Source organism: Leucobacter chromiisoli, assembly GCF_016522505.1.
Lineage (GTDB): Bacteria > Actinomycetota > Actinomycetes > Actinomycetales > Microbacteriaceae > Leucobacter > Leucobacter chromiisoli.
Window position 1 is genome coordinate 30328 of sequence record NZ_JAEHOH010000017.1, and the last position, 16622, is coordinate 46949.

At 71.2% G+C, this 16622-nt stretch carries 15 protein-coding genes; 10 read left to right on the top strand and 5 right to left on the bottom strand.

What is annotated here, in order from left to right:
• The first annotated feature begins 15 nt into the window (after positions 1-15).
• From JD276_RS12305 to JD276_RS12315, 3 genes are all read left to right on the top strand, one after another.
• Positions 16-1377 carry a quaternary amine ABC transporter ATP-binding protein gene (locus tag JD276_RS12305; RefSeq protein WP_307866560.1) on the top strand — a complete coding sequence of 454 codons (1362 nt, stop codon included), beginning with the start codon at positions 16-18 and terminating at the stop codon, positions 1375-1377.
• Positions 1377-2375, top strand: a complete 999-nt coding sequence (locus JD276_RS12310) for an ABC transporter permease (RefSeq protein WP_200115955.1) — start codon at positions 1377-1379, stop codon at positions 2373-2375. Before JD276_RS12305 ends, JD276_RS12310 begins: the two co-directional genes overlap by 1 nt.
• Positions 2376-2466: 91 nt before the next feature.
• Complete coding sequence (locus tag JD276_RS12315; RefSeq protein ID WP_200115956.1) at positions 2467-3369, top strand: glycine betaine ABC transporter substrate-binding protein; 903 nt, start codon at positions 2467-2469, stop codon at positions 3367-3369.
• A gap of 58 nt (positions 3370-3427) precedes the next feature.
• On the opposite strand, the gene JD276_RS12320 is transcribed toward JD276_RS12315, so the two are convergent.
• Together JD276_RS12320 and JD276_RS12325 are read right to left on the bottom strand one after the other, a co-directional pair.
• Positions 3428-4702: a M20 family metallo-hydrolase gene (locus JD276_RS12320; RefSeq protein ID WP_200115957.1), complete on the bottom strand. Its 1275-nt coding sequence runs from the start codon at positions 4700-4702 to the stop codon at positions 3428-3430.
• Positions 4703-4820: 118 nt separating this feature from the next.
• Complete coding sequence (locus JD276_RS12325) at positions 4821-6461, bottom strand: amidohydrolase (protein ID WP_200115958.1); 1641 nt, start codon at positions 6459-6461, stop codon at positions 4821-4823.
• A 120-nt stretch (positions 6462-6581) separates the two neighbouring features.
• On the opposite strand from JD276_RS12325, the gene JD276_RS12330 reads away from it, so the two are divergent.
• The 4 genes from JD276_RS12330 to JD276_RS12345 all read left to right on the top strand — a co-directional run bounded on the left by JD276_RS12330 (position 6582) and on the right by JD276_RS12345 (position 10294).
• Positions 6582-7733: an RsbRD N-terminal domain-containing protein gene (locus JD276_RS12330; protein ID WP_200115959.1), complete on the top strand. Its 1152-nt coding sequence runs from the start codon at positions 6582-6584 to the stop codon at positions 7731-7733.
• Between the two features lie 197 nt (positions 7734-7930).
• Positions 7931-9262, top strand: a complete 1332-nt coding sequence (locus tag JD276_RS12335) for an MFS transporter (RefSeq protein WP_200115960.1) — start codon at positions 7931-7933, stop codon at positions 9260-9262.
• A 181-nt stretch (positions 9263-9443) separates the two neighbouring features.
• Entirely contained in the window at positions 9444-9899 is a 456-nt protein-coding gene (locus JD276_RS12340) for a DUF3817 domain-containing protein (protein WP_200115961.1), read from the top strand.
• A gap of 185 nt (positions 9900-10084) precedes the next feature.
• Positions 10085-10294 (top strand): hypothetical protein, encoded by a 210-nt coding sequence (locus JD276_RS12345; RefSeq protein WP_200115962.1) that lies wholly within the window; start codon positions 10085-10087, stop codon positions 10292-10294.
• Positions 10295-10465: 171 nt separating this feature from the next.
• Here JD276_RS12345 and mgtE read toward each other — a convergent pair whose 3' ends face one another.
• Entirely contained in the window at positions 10466-11824 is a 1359-nt protein-coding gene (gene mgtE, locus JD276_RS12350; protein ID WP_200115963.1) for a magnesium transporter, read from the bottom strand.
• Between the two features lie 507 nt (positions 11825-12331).
• Here mgtE and JD276_RS12355 point away from each other — a divergent pair.
• Positions 12332-12946, top strand: coding sequence for a class I SAM-dependent DNA methyltransferase (locus JD276_RS12355; RefSeq protein WP_200115964.1), 615 nt, complete (start codon positions 12332-12334; stop codon positions 12944-12946).
• A gap of 225 nt (positions 12947-13171) precedes the next feature.
• Positions 13172-14224 carry a MerR family DNA-binding transcriptional regulator gene (locus JD276_RS16205; protein WP_200115965.1) on the top strand — a complete coding sequence of 351 codons (1053 nt, stop codon included), beginning with the start codon at positions 13172-13174 and terminating at the stop codon, positions 14222-14224.
• Positions 14225-14239: 15 nt separating this feature from the next.
• Here the strand turns inward: JD276_RS16205 and JD276_RS12365 are convergent, their stop codons facing one another.
• Both JD276_RS12365 and JD276_RS12370 read right to left on the bottom strand, forming a co-directional pair.
• Entirely contained in the window at positions 14240-14740 is a 501-nt protein-coding gene (locus JD276_RS12365; RefSeq protein WP_200115966.1) for a hypothetical protein, read from the bottom strand.
• 161 nt (positions 14741-14901) lie between these two features.
• Positions 14902-15081 carry a hypothetical protein gene (locus JD276_RS12370; RefSeq protein ID WP_200115967.1) on the bottom strand — a complete coding sequence of 60 codons (180 nt, stop codon included), beginning with the start codon at positions 15079-15081 and terminating at the stop codon, positions 14902-14904.
• A gap of 185 nt (positions 15082-15266) precedes the next feature.
• On the opposite strand from JD276_RS12370, the gene JD276_RS12375 reads away from it, so the two are divergent.
• Positions 15267-16556 (top strand): glycosyltransferase, encoded by a 1290-nt coding sequence (locus JD276_RS12375; RefSeq protein WP_200115968.1) that lies wholly within the window; start codon positions 15267-15269, stop codon positions 16554-16556.
• The last annotated feature ends 66 nt before the right edge of the window (positions 16557-16622 follow it).

Here is a 16622-nt window from a genome sequence, read left to right on the forward strand (position 1 = left end):
CGCAAGGAGTGCATCGTGACCAGTTCCCCCCTCGCCCCTGCCACCGAGCAGAGGAGCGACCCCGCCGATACGCCCGCGATCGAGGTGTCCCACGTCTACAAGGTCTTCGGCAAGCGGCCGAAGGAGGTGGTGAAGCGCCTCCGCTCGGGAGCCTCCCGCGAGCAGCTGCAGGCCATCGGCAACGCCGCGGTGATCGACGCCAGCTTCGACGTGAAGCCCGGTGAGATCTTCGTGGTCATGGGCCTCTCGGGCTCGGGCAAGTCGACGCTCATCCGCATGCTCAACGGTCTCAACCCGACGACCGACGGCTCGATCAAGGTCTTCGGCTCCGAGGTCGTGGGCCGCAGCGCGGCCGAGCTCCGCGAGCTGCGCCGTGACCGCATGTCGATGGTGTTCCAGCACTTCGCCCTCCTGCCGCACCGGACCGTGCTCGACAACGTCGCCTACGGCCTCGAGCTGCAGGGCGTCTCCCCCGCGGAGCGTCAGGAGCGCGCCGCCCGGTGGCTGGAGCGCGTGGGCCTGGCCGGTCGCGAGAACAGCTACCCGAGCGAGCTCTCGGGCGGCATGCAGCAGCGCGTCGGCATCGCCCGCGCCTTCGCGGCCGAGACCGACATCCTGCTCATGGACGAGGCCTTCTCGGCGCTCGACCCGCTGATCCGACGCGAGATGCAGGAGCAGATCGTCGAGCTGCAGCAGGAGCTCGGCAAGACCATCGTCTTCATCACCCACGATCTCAACGAGGCCATGTTCCTGGGCGACCGGATCGCCGTGATGCGCGACGGCCGCATCGTGCAGGTGGGCACGCCGAACGACATCCTCACCGACCCCGCCAACGACTACGTCGCGCAGTTCGTGCAGGACGTGGACCGCGCCCGGGTGCTCACGGCCGCCGACGTGATGGAGCCTCCGCACGCGGTGGTCCCCGCCTCCGCGGGCCCCCGCACGGCCCTCAAGACCATGCGCGACCTGCAGACCTCGGCCTGCTTCGTCACCTCGGGCGACCGGCGGCTGCTCGGCGTGGTGCGCGACAAGGACGTGCTGCGCCAGGTGCGCGAGGGCGACACCGACCTCGCCGCGCGCCTGCGCCCCACCCCGTCCGTCGTGCAGCCCGATCAGCTGATCGCCGAGCTCTTCGAGTACGCGGTCGAGAGCCCGCTCCCGATCGCGGTCACCGACAGCCGGGATCGCCTGATCGGCGTCGTGCCGCGCGTCACGCTCCTCGCCGCGCTCGCGGACCTGCCCGCCGTGACGACCGAGATCCCGGTCATCGAGCCGACGCCCGACGTGCCCGCTGCGATGATCACCGCCACGCTCAACGGCAGCGCCCCGGAGGGCGCCGTCGGAGCGTTCGCCGACGAGAGCGAGGAGGTTCGCTGATGGACGGATTCCGCATTCCCGTCGGGACCTGGGCTGACGACGGCCTCGACTGGTTCAAGGACACCTTCCGGTGGCTCCTCGACTTCATCACGCTCGTCGTGAAGTGGCTGGTGGAGGGCCTCGCCGACATCCTCGTCGCCATCCCCTTCCCGGCGCTGATCCTGGTGTTCGCCCTGATCGGCTGGCTCGTGCGCTCGTGGCAGCTCGCGCTGGGCACGGCCCTGACGATGCTGCTCGTCGTCGGCATGGGCCAGTGGGAGAACGCGATGCTGACGCTCGCGCTCGTGCTCATCGCGGCCCTGATCGCCGTGGTCATCGCCGTGCCGCTCGGCATCCTCGCCGCGCGCAACGACACCTTCAGCGCGGTCATCAAGCCGGTGCTCGACTTCATGCAGACGATGCCGGCGTTCGTCTACCTGATCCCCGCCGTGCTCTTCTTCAGCATCGGCTTCGTGCCCGGCGTGTTCGCCACCGTGCTGTTCTCGCTGCCCCCGGGCGTGCGCTTCACCGAGCTCGGGATCCGCGGCGTCGACGCGGAGACCGTCGAGGCCGGCTACGCCTTCGGCGCCACCCCCGGCAAGATCCTGCGCGGCATCCAGCTGCCGCTCGCGACGCCGACGATCATGGCCGGCATCAACCAGGTCATCATGCTCGCGCTGTCGATGGCGGTCGTGGCCGGCATGGCCGGCGCGAACGGCCTCGGCAAGGAGGTCGTCGCCGCCATATCGACGCTGAACATCGGCCAGGGCGTCGAGGCGGGCCTCGGCGTCGTGATCCTCGCGGTGTTCCTGGACCGCGTCACCGCCGCCCTCGGCAACCCGAGCGACTACAGGCACTCTCTGCTCGGCATGCTGCGCAAGAAGCGCGCCGCCTCACGACCGGCGAGCACCGACCCCCACGCCTCCACCCCGCAGGACGGCGCCGAGAGCGCCCAGCAGGACGCGGAGCGGGAGAAGCAGTCGCTGCGGCCCGCGACCGGAGGCCTCTCCGGCCTCTGATCGCGGGATCGGCGCCGAGGATCCACCCAGACCTGTTCGACACCATCCCCACCCCTCGTGCGGATCCGCGCGAGAAGAAAGGAAGACACCCATGAAGAAGCGACTCACAGGAATGCTCGCCCTCGGCGCAGCGGTCAGCCTCGCGCTCGCCGGCTGCTCGGGCGACGCCGGGGGCGCCGGCGAGGAGGGCGGTGACAAGGGCACCATCACCTTCGGATTCCTCCCCAGCTGGACCGACGGACAGAGCATGGCCTACCTGCTCGAGGATCAGCTCGGGAAGATGGGCTACGACGTCGAGATGGAGGAGCTCACCGACGCCGGCGTCATCTACGCGGGCCTGTCGAACGGCGACTTCGACATGTTCCCCTCGGCCTGGCCCGAGGTGACCCACGCCGACTACATGGACGAGTTCGGCGCCGACATCGAGGACATCGGCACCTACTACGAGGGCGCGGTGCTCACCCTCGCGGTGCCCGAGTACATGGACGACGTGAACTCGATCGAGGACCTGAAGGGCCAGGCCGACCGCTTCGGCGGCGAGATCATCGGCATCGAGCCGGGCGCCGGCCTCACCGGTCAGACGCAGGACGTCGCGATGCCCGAGTACGAGCTCGATGGCGAGTACGAGCTCGTCACCTCGTCGACCGCGACCATGCTCGCCACGCTGCAGGAGGCGGTCGAGAACGAGGACGACATCGTCGTCACGCTGTGGCGCCCCTTCTGGGCGAACGCCGCGTTCCCCGTCAAGGATCTCGAGGATCCGAAGGGCGCGATGGGCGAGCCCGAGGGACTGCACTTCCTCGGCAAGAGCGGCTTCGCCGACGAGTTCCCCGAGGCCGCCGAGTTCATGGCGTCGCTGCAGCTCGACGACGACGCCTACGGCGCGCTCGAGGAGCTCGTCACGAGCGACGAGTACGCCGACGATCCCGAGGGCGCCGTCGACGCCTGGATCGAGGAGAACCCCGACGCCTTCGAGGGCCTGCTCACCGAGTAGCCGCCTCGCCGAGCAGGGGCCGGGGCCGTCCGATGACGGCCCCGGCCCCTGCTGCGTCTCAGGCCGTGGCGCCGGACGCTGCCAGCGCACCGGCGGCGAGGCGGCGCACCACACCCGTCATCTGCTGCAGCCCGGCCACCAGATCCTCGTCGCGCGTGAACTCGTCGAGGTTGTGGGAGATGCCGTCGACGCTCGGCACGAAGAGCATCACGGTCGGCACGGCGTCCTTCATGTTCGTCGAGTCGTGGCCCGCCACGGTCATCACCCGGTCGTGCGGGAGCCCCAGCTCAGCGGCGACCTCGCGCGCGAGCTCGAGCCCGGCCTCGGGGTACGGGTTCTGGTCCCAGCTGTGCTCGGCCACGATCTCGATGTCCACGCGATCCTCGCGCTGCACCCGCTCGACCGTGCTCATGAGCGACGCGTGCGCCGCCCGGATCACCTCGGCGCTCGGCGAGCGCAGGTCAAGCAGCAGCTGCACCTCGCTGGCGACGACGACGGGCGAGTTGGGGTAGGCGTTCAGCTCCCCGCACGCCGTGTGCAGCGCGCCGGGCTCGAACTCGTCGACGAGCTCCCGCGCCGCCACGACCAGCCTGGCGGCTCCGAGCATGGCGTCGCGGCGATCCGGCATCGCGGTGGCGCCGCTGTGGGCCTGCGCGCCCCGCACCCTGAACTCGAACTTGTGCGCGGCCCAGGTCGCGTTCACGAGGCCGATCGTGACCCCCTCCTCCTCCATGCTGCGGCCCTGCTGCACGTGGATCTCCGCGTACGAGGCCACGTCGAGCCCCGCGAAGTCGCCGCGTTCGCCGAGCGCGTCGAGCGCGCTCTCGACCGAGACGCCGCGCGGATCGCGGGTGGCGAGGGCGTCGGCGAGGGGCAGCTTGCCGGTGAACACCGAGCTGCCCATCATCGAGGGCTTGAAGCGGGAGCCCTCCTCGTTGAACCAGTTCACGATCGCGAGGTTGCAGCGCGCCCGCGACGGATCGGCCCGCAGCTCGTCCGCCACGCGGAAGCAGGCGTGCGCCGAGGCCATCACGCCGTAGGCGCCGTCGAACCGGCCGGCCGTGGGCTGCGAGTCCATATGGGAGCCGGTGAGCACGTAGGGCGCTCCGGGCACGAGCTCGAGCAGGCCGAACTGGTTGCCGATGGCGTCGCGGTGAACCGTGAAGCCGTGCGACTCGAGCAGCGCGGCGAACCACTTGCGCTGCTCGCCGTCCGCCTCGCTCGCGGCCTGCCGCTCGACGCCGTTCGTCCCCTCGACGGCGCCGAAGCGGGTGTGCTCGGCCCAGTCGGCGAGGAAGGCGGCTGCGGGATCGGAAGAAGACGGTGTGCTCATGCGCGGTCCTCGGTTCTCTCGGTGTTCGGTGTCGGGATCGGGGGCGGTGTCGCGGTGGGGATCGGGACGGGCCCGGCCGGGATGGGGCTCGGCCCCGGGAAGGCCGGGATCGGTCCGGTCAGCCCCGCTCGTCCAGCGAGCCGTGCCGCAGCTCGCCGCCGACCACGGTGGCGAGCACGTCCAGCTGCGAGATGCGCTCGCTCGGCACGGCGGTGAGATCGTCGGAGAGCACGACCATGTCGGCGAGCATGCCGGGGGCGAGCACGCCCTTGCGGCCCGCCCAGCCCGTGGCCTCCGCGGACCCGCGCGTGTAGGCGGCGAGCGCCTGCTCGGCGCTGATGCGCTCGTTCGGCCCGTAGGGCGCCCCGCTCTCGGTCAGACGCTCGACGAAGGCCTGGATCACGCCGAGGGGGGCGCCGGGGGCGACGGGGCGATCCGAGCTGCCGGGCAGCATCGCCCCGTGCCGCAGGAGGCTCGCCGCGGGGTACGAGCGCTCGATCCGGCCGGAGCCGAGCTTCGCAGCCATGCCGTCACCGAAGGTCGTGATGAAGAACGGCTGCGGTGCGAGCGCGATGCGGTGCTCGGCCAGGAGCGGCAGCTGATCGTCGCGCACCACGCCGCCGTGCTCGATGCGGTTCGGGATCGCCGGGGCGCCGGAGCGGCGCTGCGCCTCCGCGATGGTCTCGATCGCGAAGTCGACGGCGCGATCGCCTATGGCGTGCAGCGCGAGCGACCAGCCGGCCGATGCCGCGCGCAGCACCTTCTCGCGCAGCTCCTCGGGCTCGCCGAGCAGGTAGCCGTGGTTGCCGGGGCACTGCTCGTAGTCCTCGGTCATCGCCGCGGTGGAGCCGAGCAGCGAGCCGTCGGTGAAGACCTTCACCGGCCCCAGCTGCAGCCACTCGTCGCCGAGCCCCGTGCGCAGGCCGGCGTCGAGCCCGGACGCGACGGGATCGTCGTCGTGCCCCGCGAGATCGTGCAGCGCGTCGAGCGCGATCATCGGCTGCATGCGGGTGCGCAGCGCACCCTGCTCGCGCGCGAGCTGGTACGCGCCGAACTCCTGCGGGCTGTGCCCGATCCACCCGCCGGCCACCCCGGCGTCGGTGACCGAGGTCAGCCCCTCGCTCACGTACCGCTCGGTGGCCGCGCGCAGCGCCTTCACGATGTCGGAGCGGGAATCCGGGAGGTGGTAGCGCTGCACGATCGACATCGCGTTCTCCTCGATCAGCCCGGTCGCCCGGCCCGAGGCGTCGGTGACGATCCGCCCGCCGTCGATGTGCCCGCTCGGGTGATCGGCGATGCCGACGGCGGCGAGGCCTGCCCCGTTGAGCGTGTAGGCGTGGCCGGAGGCGTGCTTCACCCAGAGCGGCCTGCCGCCCGTCGCCCGGTCGAGGTCGTCGCGCGAGGCCGCGGAACCCCGGATCCCAAGCGGGTTGAAGTTCGAGGCCACGACCCAGGCGCCCTCGGGCAGCGATGCCGCGTGCCCGGCGATCCGCTGCAGCATCTCCTCGGCCGACGCGGCGCCCGAGAGGTCGAGCTCGAGCAGGGTCTGCCCGAACCAGACCGAGTGCGCGTGCACGTCGTTGAAGCCCGGGGCGAGGAAGGCCCCGCCGGCGTCGAGCACGAGGTCCGCGCTCACGCCGTCGAGCTGCTCGTCGAGTCCGAAGACGCGCCCGCCCCACACCCCGACCCTGCCGGCCCGCGGTCGCCCGGGGTCGCCGGTCCAGATTCTCGCCCGCTCGATGATGAGATCGATTCGCATGCCGCTCCTTCGCCTGTCCCCCTCATACAATCGCCGTTCCCCGGTCGGTGCAATCCCCATTCCGTCGCCGCGGACGGAGCGGGATTGTGCATATGCCCATCGCGCGCGACACTAGCAGGCATGGTGCACGAGGACTGGCTGCAGCTGCTCGACGAACTCGAGGAGCGGATCCCCGATTTCGCGCGCACATTCGTGGACGAGCTGCTCGGCCGCGCGCTCTACGACACGGACGTGGTGGCCGAGGAGGACATCCTGCGCACCGCGGCCGAGACGATGCGGCTGGTGATCGCGCGGCTGCACGGCGGTTCCTCCGACGCGTTCGCGGAGTTCTCCGAGCGGCTCGGCAAGCGCCGGGCCCGCCAGGGCGTGCCGCTCGACCGGCTGATCGAGGCGATCCGGCTCGACCTGCGCATCATCTGGCGCATGCTGCTCGAGCTCGCAGAGCCCGATCGCACGTCGGTGCTGGTGCAGCACTTCGAGTTCCTGATGACGACCCTCGACGACTACGTGAACGACGTGCAGCAGGCCTTCCTGGCGGAGGTCGCCATTCTGCAGCGCGACTCGCGGCTCGCCACCGAGCAGCACATCTCGAAGCTGTTCAACGCGACGCGGCTGAGCCAGGCGCTGCTGGGCGAGGTCTCCGCCGGCCTCGGAGTCGAACCCGACAGCGCGTTCGAGGTGATACTCGTGCGACCGGGGTCGGCTCCCGAGCAGCGGCGGCGCGAGGTGGGGCTGCGGCTCGCCGAGCGCGAGACGTTCGGCTACGTGTACCGCGGGTGGCTGCTCTTCTTCCGGGTGCGCACCGGGACGCTGTCGAGCTGGCCGAAGGAGCTCGCCGATATCCCCGCCTGCTACGTCCACCGGGTCGAGGGGCTGGGGTCCGTGCCGGCGGCGGCCCGGGCGGCGATCGAGCTGCACTCGCTCGCGCCCGAGGTGCAGCGGCTCACCGACATCGAGGAGCTCTGGGCCCTCGGTGCGGCCGAGCACCTCGACTCGCTGATCCCCGGGTACTTCCGCTCGATCCTCGACGGGCTCGACGGGCTCACCGCCGAGGAGCGCGACCGCGTGCTCCGCACCGTCAGGGTGTTCCTCGGCTCGGGCTCGGTGAAGGAGACCTCGGTGCGCGTCGGCTGCCACCGCAACACCGTCGTGAACCGCCTCAAGCTGTTCCACGCCGAGACCGGCCTCGATCCGATGATCCCCGCCCAGGCCGCGCTGGCGTACGTGCTGCTCGCGGGCGAGCCAGACCCCGAGTCGGAGCCGGCGGGCTGACGCGCTCCGTGCGCGCCGCGGGCGCTCCGTGCGCGGCACCACGTTGTGCATTTACCCAATGCTCCCGGTTTCGCGGAGGTCACATTCCCATTGGTCGTCGCCGCATCGCCTGCGACGATGGGGAGGCACTGCCCTGCGAGCGCGCCGTTCCCACGACTCGCGCGACCGTCGGCCCCATTCGGATTCAAAGGAGAAATATGAGCAGCGCAAGCGGCGGCACTCAGAAACCGATGCTGCAGGTCAGCTCGGGCGATGTCGCGAAGATCGCCCGTGCGGCGTTCGTCGGCACCGCACTCGAGTGGTACGACTACTTCCTCTTCGGCACCGCCGCCGCGCTGGTGTTCAACCGCCTGTTCTTCAGCCAGGAGAACGCGACCGCGGCGCTGCTGGCCTCGCTCGCGACCTTCGGGGTCGGCTTCGCGGCCCGGCCGATCGGCGCGTTCTTCTTCGGCATCCTCGGCGACCGCATCGGCCGCCGGCCCACGCTGCTCATCACGATCGTGGCGATCGGCGTCGCGACCGGCGTGATCGGCGTGCTGCCGACGTACGCGAGCGTCGGCCTCATGGCGCCGGTCTTCCTCGTGATCCTGCGCCTGCTGCAGGGCCTCGCGGTCGGCGGCGAGTGGGGCGGCGCGACAACCATCGCGATCGAGCACGCGCCGCCGCAGAAGCGGGCCCGCTACGCGGCGCTCGTGCAGGTCGGTTCGCCCGTGGGCACGCTGCTCTCCTCGGGCGCGTTCGCGCTCGTCGTGCTGCTCCCGCCCGAGAGCTTCGACTCCTGGGGCTGGCGCCTGCCCTTCCTCGCCGCGTTCCCCATGCTGCTCATCGCGCTCTGGATCCGGCTCAAGGTCGAGGAGTCGCCCGTCTTCCACCAGCTCCTCGAGATGGACGAGACCGAGAAGGTGCCGGCGCTGCAGGTCTTCCGCAAGGCCTTCGGCCGCCTCGTCGTGGCCATCTGCGCGGCGCTGCTCGGCGTCGGCGGCTTCTACGTGATGAACACCTTCGTGGTCAGCTACGCCACGAACACCCTCGGCGTGGATCGCCAGGTCGTGGTGAACGCGACCCTCGTCGCCGCGGTGGTGCAGATCATCGTGATCCTGCTCTTCGGCCGCGTCGCCGAGAAGATCGGCCCGGGCCGGGTGACGCTGATCGGTGGCATCGCGACCGCTGCCGCCGCGTTCCCGCTCTTCTGGCTCATCGACTCGGGATCGGCCTGGGCGATCACCCTCGCGGTGGCGAGCGGCATCGGGCTGCTCACGATCACCTACGCGGTGACCGGCGCGCTGCTCACCGAGCTGTTCCCCGCCAGCCTGCGCTACAGCGGCGTCAGCCTCGGCTACCAGATCGCCGGCGCGCTGTCGGGCTTCCTCCCCTTCATCGCCACCTGGCTGATCGGCCTCTCCGACGTGCCGACCTCGCTGCCCGGCGTGATCATCCTCATCGTGATCTCGCTGCTCACCGCGCTCGGCGGCTTCATCGGCGAGCGCCTGCGCCTCACCGACAAGGTCGTCGTCTCCGACGACCGCTAACCGGAACCGAGCACAGGGCGGGCGTCTTCATCGCGAAGGCGCCCGCCCTCGGCGTACTCCCACGGCGACCGGGTAGCGTGGATGCCGGTTCGAAGACGTCGCTCCTGGCGCAGTGCGCCGGAGCCCGCCGCCGGTTGCCCCGGCGCGACCCCGAGCGCCCGCCCCGACCGCAAGGATCCGCATGACGCCCCGCCTCCTGTTCCGCATGTTCGCGACCGCCGAGGCGATCACCTGGGCCGGACTCATCGCGGCGCTGATCCTGCGGGGAGCCGGCGTCACCGCGGCCGCGGTGCCGATCGCGGGCGGGATCCACGGCTTCATCTTCCTCTCGTACTGCGTGAGCACGGTGTTCGTCTGGGTGAACCAGCGCTGGAACGCCGGAACCGGGGTCGCCGGCCTGCTGCTCTCGATCGTGCCGTTCGCCACAGTGCCGTTCGAGATCGTGCTCGATCGCCGGGGCGGACTCGCCGGCGGCTGGAGGCTCGCGCCCGGCGGCGAGGAGCCCCGAGGCCTCCCCGAGCGGGTGCAGGCGTGGATCCTGCGCCACCCGCTGCTCTCGGTCGTCGCGATCCTGGTCGCCGTGGCCGCGGTCTTCACGGTGCTGCTCTGGCTGGGACCGCCCGTCCCCAAGGGGTGACAGCGCGAGCCGACAGCGGTGCGCGGTGCCGCCGGGCGCAGCTCCGCCACCCCGCTCGGGCCACTCAGGAAACACTCAGCACCACCCGGGATGCGTGGATTCCTCACGATTCGATAACGTCCTCCGCGGACTTCGAAACGGTCTGTTATTGGCGTTCACCCCCTGAGGGCTTATAGCCTGGAGCAATGACATCCACCGGATTCAGCGCATTGCCCACCGCGGTTCAGACCATCGTGATCGCCGGCCTGGAGCGGGAAGTCGAAGACACCCGGGCGAGGATCGCTCGCGAGCGCGGCCAGAGCTCGCCCGATCGCGAGTCGATCGAGAGCTGGGAGAACGACATCGTGCAGGCGCAGAACCTGCGCGAGCGCTTCCTGCGCAACACGGCCGCCTGAGCGCCGCCTCCGTCTCCGCGCCGCCTGTGAGCAGAATTACGCAGCTGTAATCACATCGGTGTAATTCCCCTGATGAGGCCGATCACGCCGCCCGTATCCTCCTGTGGATAACCCGCTCGGATCCCGATGCCTCCACGGAAGGCACGCGGGCATCCGAGCGGGGAGCACCCCTCAGAGCTGCAGGACGGCGCGCGCGATCAGGAAGTAGATGACGAGGCCCGTCGCATCCACGAAGGTCGTGATGAACGGGTTGGAGAACACCGCCGGGTCGACGCGGATCGCGCGCGCCACGAGCGGCATCGCTCCCCCCACCGTCGCGGCGGCCGCGCACACCGCGAGCAGGGTGAGGCCGATCACGAGCCCGATCAGCGGCGAGTACACGAGCCCCGCGACGGCGAAGCCGAGCGCCCCGAGCAGCAGCCCGAGCGCGCAGCCGGTGCGCAGCTCGCGGCTCAGCACCTTCAGGATGTCGCGGGGCTTCACATCCCCCAGCGCGAGCGCGCGAGTCACGGTGGTCGCCGCCTGATTGCCGGTGTTGCCGCCCGTTCCGATGAGGAGGGGCACGAACAGGGCCAGCACGGTCACCTGCTCGAGGGTCGCCTCGAAGGCCGACAGCACGCGCACCGTGAGCGTCGCGCCCACGGCGAGCACCAGCAGCCACACCACACGCGAACGCACGAGCGTGAGCACGGGCGTCGAGAGGTAGGGGCGCCGCAGCGGCTCCACGCCGCCCTGCCTGGCCGCGTCCTCGCTCTCCTCGTGCTCGAGGATGCGGACCGCGTCGTCGATGGTGAACATGCCGACCAGCCTCGACTCGCTGTCGACGATGGGCAGCGCGAGCAGGCCGAGATCGGCGCACCGCCGCGCGGCGAACTCGGCCTCGTCGGTGGCCTCCGCGGTGTGCGCCGGTTGCATGATGGCCTCGATCGCCGCGCTCTCGTCGGCGCCGAGCAGATCGCGCAGGCTCACCACCCCGACCACCTGACGGCTGCCGTCGAGCACGGGCAGCGTGTAGACCGTCTCCGCCTCGTCGAGTCGCTCGCGCACCCGAGCCAGCGTCTGGCCGACCGTGAAGTTGAACCGGGTCGAGACGTACTCGGGAGTCATCCTCCGCCCGACGCAGCCCTGCGGGTACCCGAGCATCTCGGCGGCGAGCTGCCGCTCGGCCTCGGGCAGGCCGCGCAGGAGCCGCGGGGCGAGCGCCGAGGGGACCTCGTCGAGCAGCCACATCCGGTCGTCGGGGTCGAGCTCGGCGAAGAGCCTCGCGACCTCGGCGTCCTGCAGCCCGTCGAGCAGGTCTCCCTGCAGAGCGGGCGGAAGCTCCTCGAACACCTCCAGGGCCCGCTGCTTCGAGAGGAGCCGGAAGATGACGGCGCGCTGACGCAGACCGAGACGCTCGAAGGTCCTCACGAGCTCGGGGACCGACAGCGGGGTCAGGGTCTGCGTCAACGACACGAGATCCTTGTCGGAGAGATCCTGGGTGATCGTGTCGATCACGGCGGTGAGATCGTGGTTCTGGTTGATGGTCATGGCGTCGCTCCTTCGCCTCGGGGCGCGCGGGATCGCCGGATGGCGAAGGCCTCCGCGCCGTGCGGGCTCGATCCCGATCGCGCGCCGTGACAGGAGCTGCGCGGCGGGCTGCCCGCGGATTACTGATTCGACCGCCGGACGCGCCGCGCGCGTGCATGGGCCGCCGTCAGCTGCGGGCGGGCGATGCGGCGAGCGCGGTTTCCGGCTCATGACTGCAACTGTCACTCGTCATCGGAATACTCACCTCGCTTCGCTCGGGGCGCACGCCGCCCGGGTGCGGGGGTCGTGCTGGAACGCGTGTCGGCCGCCGCGGGAGCGGGTCGGCACGGGTGGCTGCTGCCAGCCGAACCCTATCACCGGATACCCGGACCGCCAAGACCGGGCGACGAGCGGAGCACTCGCGAGGGGGCGGGCGCAGGAGGCGGACGGCGTCATCGAGCGGCTCATCACGACCGCCATCGGCCTGGCGACGGCCGGCGGGAACGGCCCGCGTGAGAGGATTCTCGAATGACGAGCGAGACGGATCGGACGGTGCGGACGGCCTACGGCGCGAGAGCGGAGGAGTACGTCGACGCGCTCGGATCGGTGGACGCGATGCACGCGGAGGATCGCTCGCTCATCCTGCGCTGGGCCGGCGAACAGCGCGGCCCCCTGCTCGACGCCGGCTGCGGCCCGGGTCACTGGACCGACCTGCTGCGAAGCTCGGGGTCGACGGTCGAGGGGATCGACCTGGTGCCCGAGTTCCTCGATTCGGCGCGGGCGCGCTTTCCCGGGGCCGCGTTCCGCTCGGCCACCCTGGTCGACACGGGGGCGCCCGACGGGTCGCTCGGCGGAGTGCTCGCCTGGTACTCGCTGATCCACACGGCCCCGACCGAGATCGACCGGGCGCTCGCGGAGTTCGCGCGGATCCTGCGCCCGGGCGGCGGGCTGCTGATCGGGTTCTTCGAGTGGCCCGAGCTCGAGCCCTTCCCTCACGCGGTGGTCACCGCCTACCGGTGGCCGGCAGACGCCCTCGCCGGGAGGATCGAGAACGCCGGGTTCGCGGTGCGGGAGCGGATCGCGCGCAGGGACTCGGGGGCCCGCCCCCACGGCGCGCTCCTGGCGGAGCGCATCTCCGGCTGAGCGCCGAGGGCGCCGCGACCCCTCGTCGGTGACGGGTCGGCGCCCCATGATCATCGCGAAGAGCGCACCGGAGAGGTAGTGCCAGACCCAGAACACGGCTGCGGGGAGCGCGGCGAGCGGCGAGAAGTGGGCCGCGGCGACGATGAGCGAGATCGCCACAGCTCGTGCCTCGGACTTGACCCTGCCCCCGAGGGGAGGGTCTACCGTGTTTCTCGGAGGTGGGAGATGCGCATCGGCGAGCTGGCCGCGCGAGCAGGTGTCTCGGTGAAGGCGGTCCGGTACTACGAGCGGATCGGCCTGATCGCGCCGGGGCGCAGCGAGAACGGCTACCGCGAGTTCGAGGAACGGCACGTGCGGGCCGTGCGGGAGATCCGCGAGCTGAGCGGCCTCGGCATCGCCCCGAGCCGGGCCGCCCCGTTCATCGACTGCCTCGACGCCGGCCACGAGCACAGCGACGAGTGCGTCAGCTCGCTCGTGGCCTACCGGGACACGATCGCCGAGCTCGACCGTGTGATCGCGTCGCTGACCGCGCACCGCGAGGCGCTGCAGGAGCGGCTCGAGCAGAGTGCCGCGCGTCCCGCCGAGGCCACCGGGCCCACAGCGTGCGCCGACCACGACCACAGCACCGAGCGCCCCGACAGCACCGCCCGCACCGAACGCGCCGGATCCACCGCGCACACCCGACCCGAGAGGAAGAGCCCCGTGACCGACTACACCCGGCTGCCCGACGACCTACCAGTTCCCGAGGACGACGGCGCGGCCGCTCACCTGCCGGGGCTCGAGATGCCGCCCGTCGAGCTGCCCACGAGCGACGGCGGAACGGCCGACCTGGCGAACCTCGGCCCCGGGCGGGCCGTGATCTACCTCTACCCCCTGACCGGACGCCCGGGCGTCGATCTCCCCGAGGGCTGGGACTCGATACCGGGCGCGCGCGGATGCTCGACGGAGGCCTGCGACTTCCGAGATCACTTCACCGAGCTGCAGAGCGCCGGCGTACAGGCGGTCTACGGCATGTCGAGCCAGGATCCGGCCTATCAGGCCGAGGTGGTGGAGCGCCTGCACCTGCCGTTCACGATGATCTCCGACGAATCGTTCGCCCTGGGCGACGCGCTGCGGCTGCCCACCTTCGCTGCACCCGGGCACGACCGGCTGTACAGCCGTCTCACCCTCGTCGTGCGCGACGGCCGCGTCGAGCACGCCTTCTACCCGATCTTCCCGCCGAACACCCACGCGCAGCAGGTGCTCGCCTGGCTTGAAGCGCACCCGGCAGCCGCGTGAACGCGGACGGCAGGGCTAGAAGTTCTGCGACTCCCAGACCTCGCGAATGCTGTCCTCGGCCACTTCGTCCCAGGAGAGGGTGAGCTCGGACCAGCCGTCGCAGCCCTCCTCGAACACCTCCTCGATCCTGTCGCCCAGTGCGGCGGGATCGTGACACGCGGTGGCGTCCAGCACGAGTGTCTGGACGTAGCGCCCGCGGTCGCGCTCGAGATCGTTGTGGAGCTGCAGCGAGAGCCCACCGGGCACCTTCGTCGTCACCGACCCCGGGAACGCCCGCGGGCGGAGGCACGTCAGGCACACCCGGCGGATGCTCGGGTAGCGGTCGAGCGCGGCCTTGACCCCGTCGACGGCGCGGCGCCAATCCTGCTTCGCCTGCTTCCTCGTCTTGCAGTCGGTGAGGTCGAGACCCCAGAGCAGGCCGAACGGCCGCTCCGGATCTGCGCCTTCACTGTTCTGCACTGGGGGAAAGGTCATCTGGGGCAGCGGGTCGCCGCGCCTCAGCACCTGTCTGCTCATCGGTTGTCCTCCATCGTCAGCACGTCTCTCCGCCGACCAGACTTCCCGGCACACCTACTGTTTCTCATCGCTCCCCGCAGGCAGCGAGCACCTATGCTACGCCTCGTCCCGAGCGCTGGCAAGCCGCGCGGGATCCCGGTCGCCCGGGGGCGCCGCGGGGCTCACTGCAGCAGACGTTTGATCCCCTCCGCCGTGTAGTACCGCACGGAGCCGTTCATGTCGTGCACCCCGTAGACGCGCTCGCCGTTCGTCATCTCCCTGACGTCGCAGACCACGCCCCGAGCACCGCCCGGCGCAACGACCTCGTCGTCGACCGAGAACTCTGCCGTGTCGTCGTTCATTGATGACCTCCGTCGATCGTGGGTGAGCCCTGCCCCCATCATCCGGCGGCCGATCCGGGCCGCGACAGGTGCTTGCGGCTCCTCGCCGGATGCGATATCGACCCTCCCCCGCGACGGCGACGCCGGCGCCCTGTGCCGGACGCCATAATTTCGCTATTATGACTCCATAACGAATGGGGGCGAGCGTGGGGATCAAAACGCAGAGGTCGGCGCTGCTGTGCAGCATGCCGGCGGTGGGCCACGTCGGCCCCATGACGGTCGTGGGGCGCGAGCTGGCCCGGCGGGGCTGGCGAGTGCGTCTGCTCACGGGCCGGCGGTACCGGCAGCAGGTCGAGAGTGCAGGGCTGGAGTTCGCGGCGCTGCCCCCGGAGGCCGACACCCTCGACGACGTGGGCGCGGACGAGCGCAATCGCGGCCTCGCGACCATCAACCGCGGCGTCGAGGAGGCCTTCATCCGACCCGCACTGCCGGCCGCAGCGCGGGTCGAGGAGCTCCTGGCCGAGGAGCCCGCCGACGTCGTCTTCCACGACATGACCTTCCTCGGGGTGCAGACGCTCTTCTCGCGGCCGCGGGAGGAACGGCCGTTGACGGTGATGTGCGGGATCGGGCCCGCGGGGTTCTCGAGCCGGGACCGCCCGCCCTACGGCATGGGGATCGTCCCCTCGCGCCACCGCTGGTGGGGGCGTCTGCGCGACGCGGCGCTGAACCGCTCGGCCCGGATGGTACTGGGCCCCGCGCACCGCGCTCTCGACGACTGCCTCGAGCGCCTGGGCGCTCCCCCGCTGGGCGGAGCGTTCTTCATGGACGTGCTCGACCGCAGCGACATTCTGGCCCAGTTCACGGTGCCGGAGTTCGAGTACCCGCGGAGCGACGGCCCCGAGCTGCGCTTCTACGGCCCGATGACCGCGCCGCCCTCGCGGGCTCTGGGGGCTCCGCCCTGGTGGGACGAGCTGCGCCCTGACGTACCGGTCGTGCACGTCACCCAGGGAACGGTCGCGAACACCGACTTCTCGGAGCTGGTCGAGCCCACCCTCACCGCGCTCGCCGACGAGGACGTGCGCGTTGTGGTCACGGCGGGCGGTGCCGACCTGTCGGCGCTGCCGCCCCTGCCCGCCAATACGTTCGCGGCGCCCTTCCTGGACTACGAGCTGCTGCTGCCGCGCACGAGCGCGTTCGTCACCAACGGCGGCTACGGCGGGCTGCATCACGCGATGCGCCACGGGGTGCCGATCGTGATCGCGGGCGACTCGGAGGACAAGGTCGAGACCTCGGCGAGGGTTCAGTGGTCGGGTGCGGGCGTCAGCCTGCGGACCGGACGCCCCACACCCGAGGCGGTGCGAACGGCCGTGAACGCGGTGCTGCGCGAACCGGGATACGCGGCGACGAGCCGGCGGATCGGGCGCTCGATCGCGGCCTCGTCAGGGGCTCCCGGCCTCGTCCACGACGTCGAGGAGGCGCTGCGCGGAGGGCCCTGATCGCGACGCTCGCGGGAGAGCCCGGATCTCGACCGAGCCCGGCGGTTCGACGGGCCGGGGTTCGAC

Bases quoted from the DNA above. Each gene is read 5' to 3' on its own strand.
- JD276_RS12320 (WP_200115957.1), bottom strand. From the start codon at position 4,702: ATGAGCACACCGTCTTCTTCCGATCCCGCAGCCGCCTTCCTCGCCGAC.
- JD276_RS12310 (WP_200115955.1), top strand. From the start codon at position 1,377: ATGGACGGATTCCGCATTCCCGTCGGGACCTGGGCTGACGACGGCCTC.
- JD276_RS12325 (WP_200115958.1), bottom strand. From the start codon at position 6,461: ATGCGAATCGATCTCATCATCGAGCGGGCGAGAATCTGGACCGGCGAC.
- JD276_RS12340 (WP_200115961.1), top strand. From the start codon at position 9,444: ATGACGCCCCGCCTCCTGTTCCGCATGTTCGCGACCGCCGAGGCGATC.
- JD276_RS12355 (WP_200115964.1), top strand. From the start codon at position 12,332: ATGACGAGCGAGACGGATCGGACGGTGCGGACGGCCTACGGCGCGAGA.
- JD276_RS12315 (WP_200115956.1), top strand. From the start codon at position 2,467: ATGAAGAAGCGACTCACAGGAATGCTCGCCCTCGGCGCAGCGGTCAGC.
- JD276_RS16205 (WP_200115965.1), top strand. From the start codon at position 13,172: ATGCGCATCGGCGAGCTGGCCGCGCGAGCAGGTGTCTCGGTGAAGGCG.
- JD276_RS12365 (WP_200115966.1), bottom strand. From the start codon at position 14,740: ATGAGCAGACAGGTGCTGAGGCGCGGCGACCCGCTGCCCCAGATGACC.
- mgtE (WP_200115963.1), bottom strand. From the start codon at position 11,824: ATGACCATCAACCAGAACCACGATCTCACCGCCGTGATCGACACGATC.
- JD276_RS12345 (WP_200115962.1), top strand. From the start codon at position 10,085: ATGACATCCACCGGATTCAGCGCATTGCCCACCGCGGTTCAGACCATC.
- JD276_RS12330 (WP_200115959.1), top strand. From the start codon at position 6,582: ATGGTGCACGAGGACTGGCTGCAGCTGCTCGACGAACTCGAGGAGCGG.
- JD276_RS12335 (WP_200115960.1), top strand. From the start codon at position 7,931: ATGAGCAGCGCAAGCGGCGGCACTCAGAAACCGATGCTGCAGGTCAGC.
- JD276_RS12370 (WP_200115967.1), bottom strand. From the start codon at position 15,081: ATGAACGACGACACGGCAGAGTTCTCGGTCGACGACGAGGTCGTTGCG.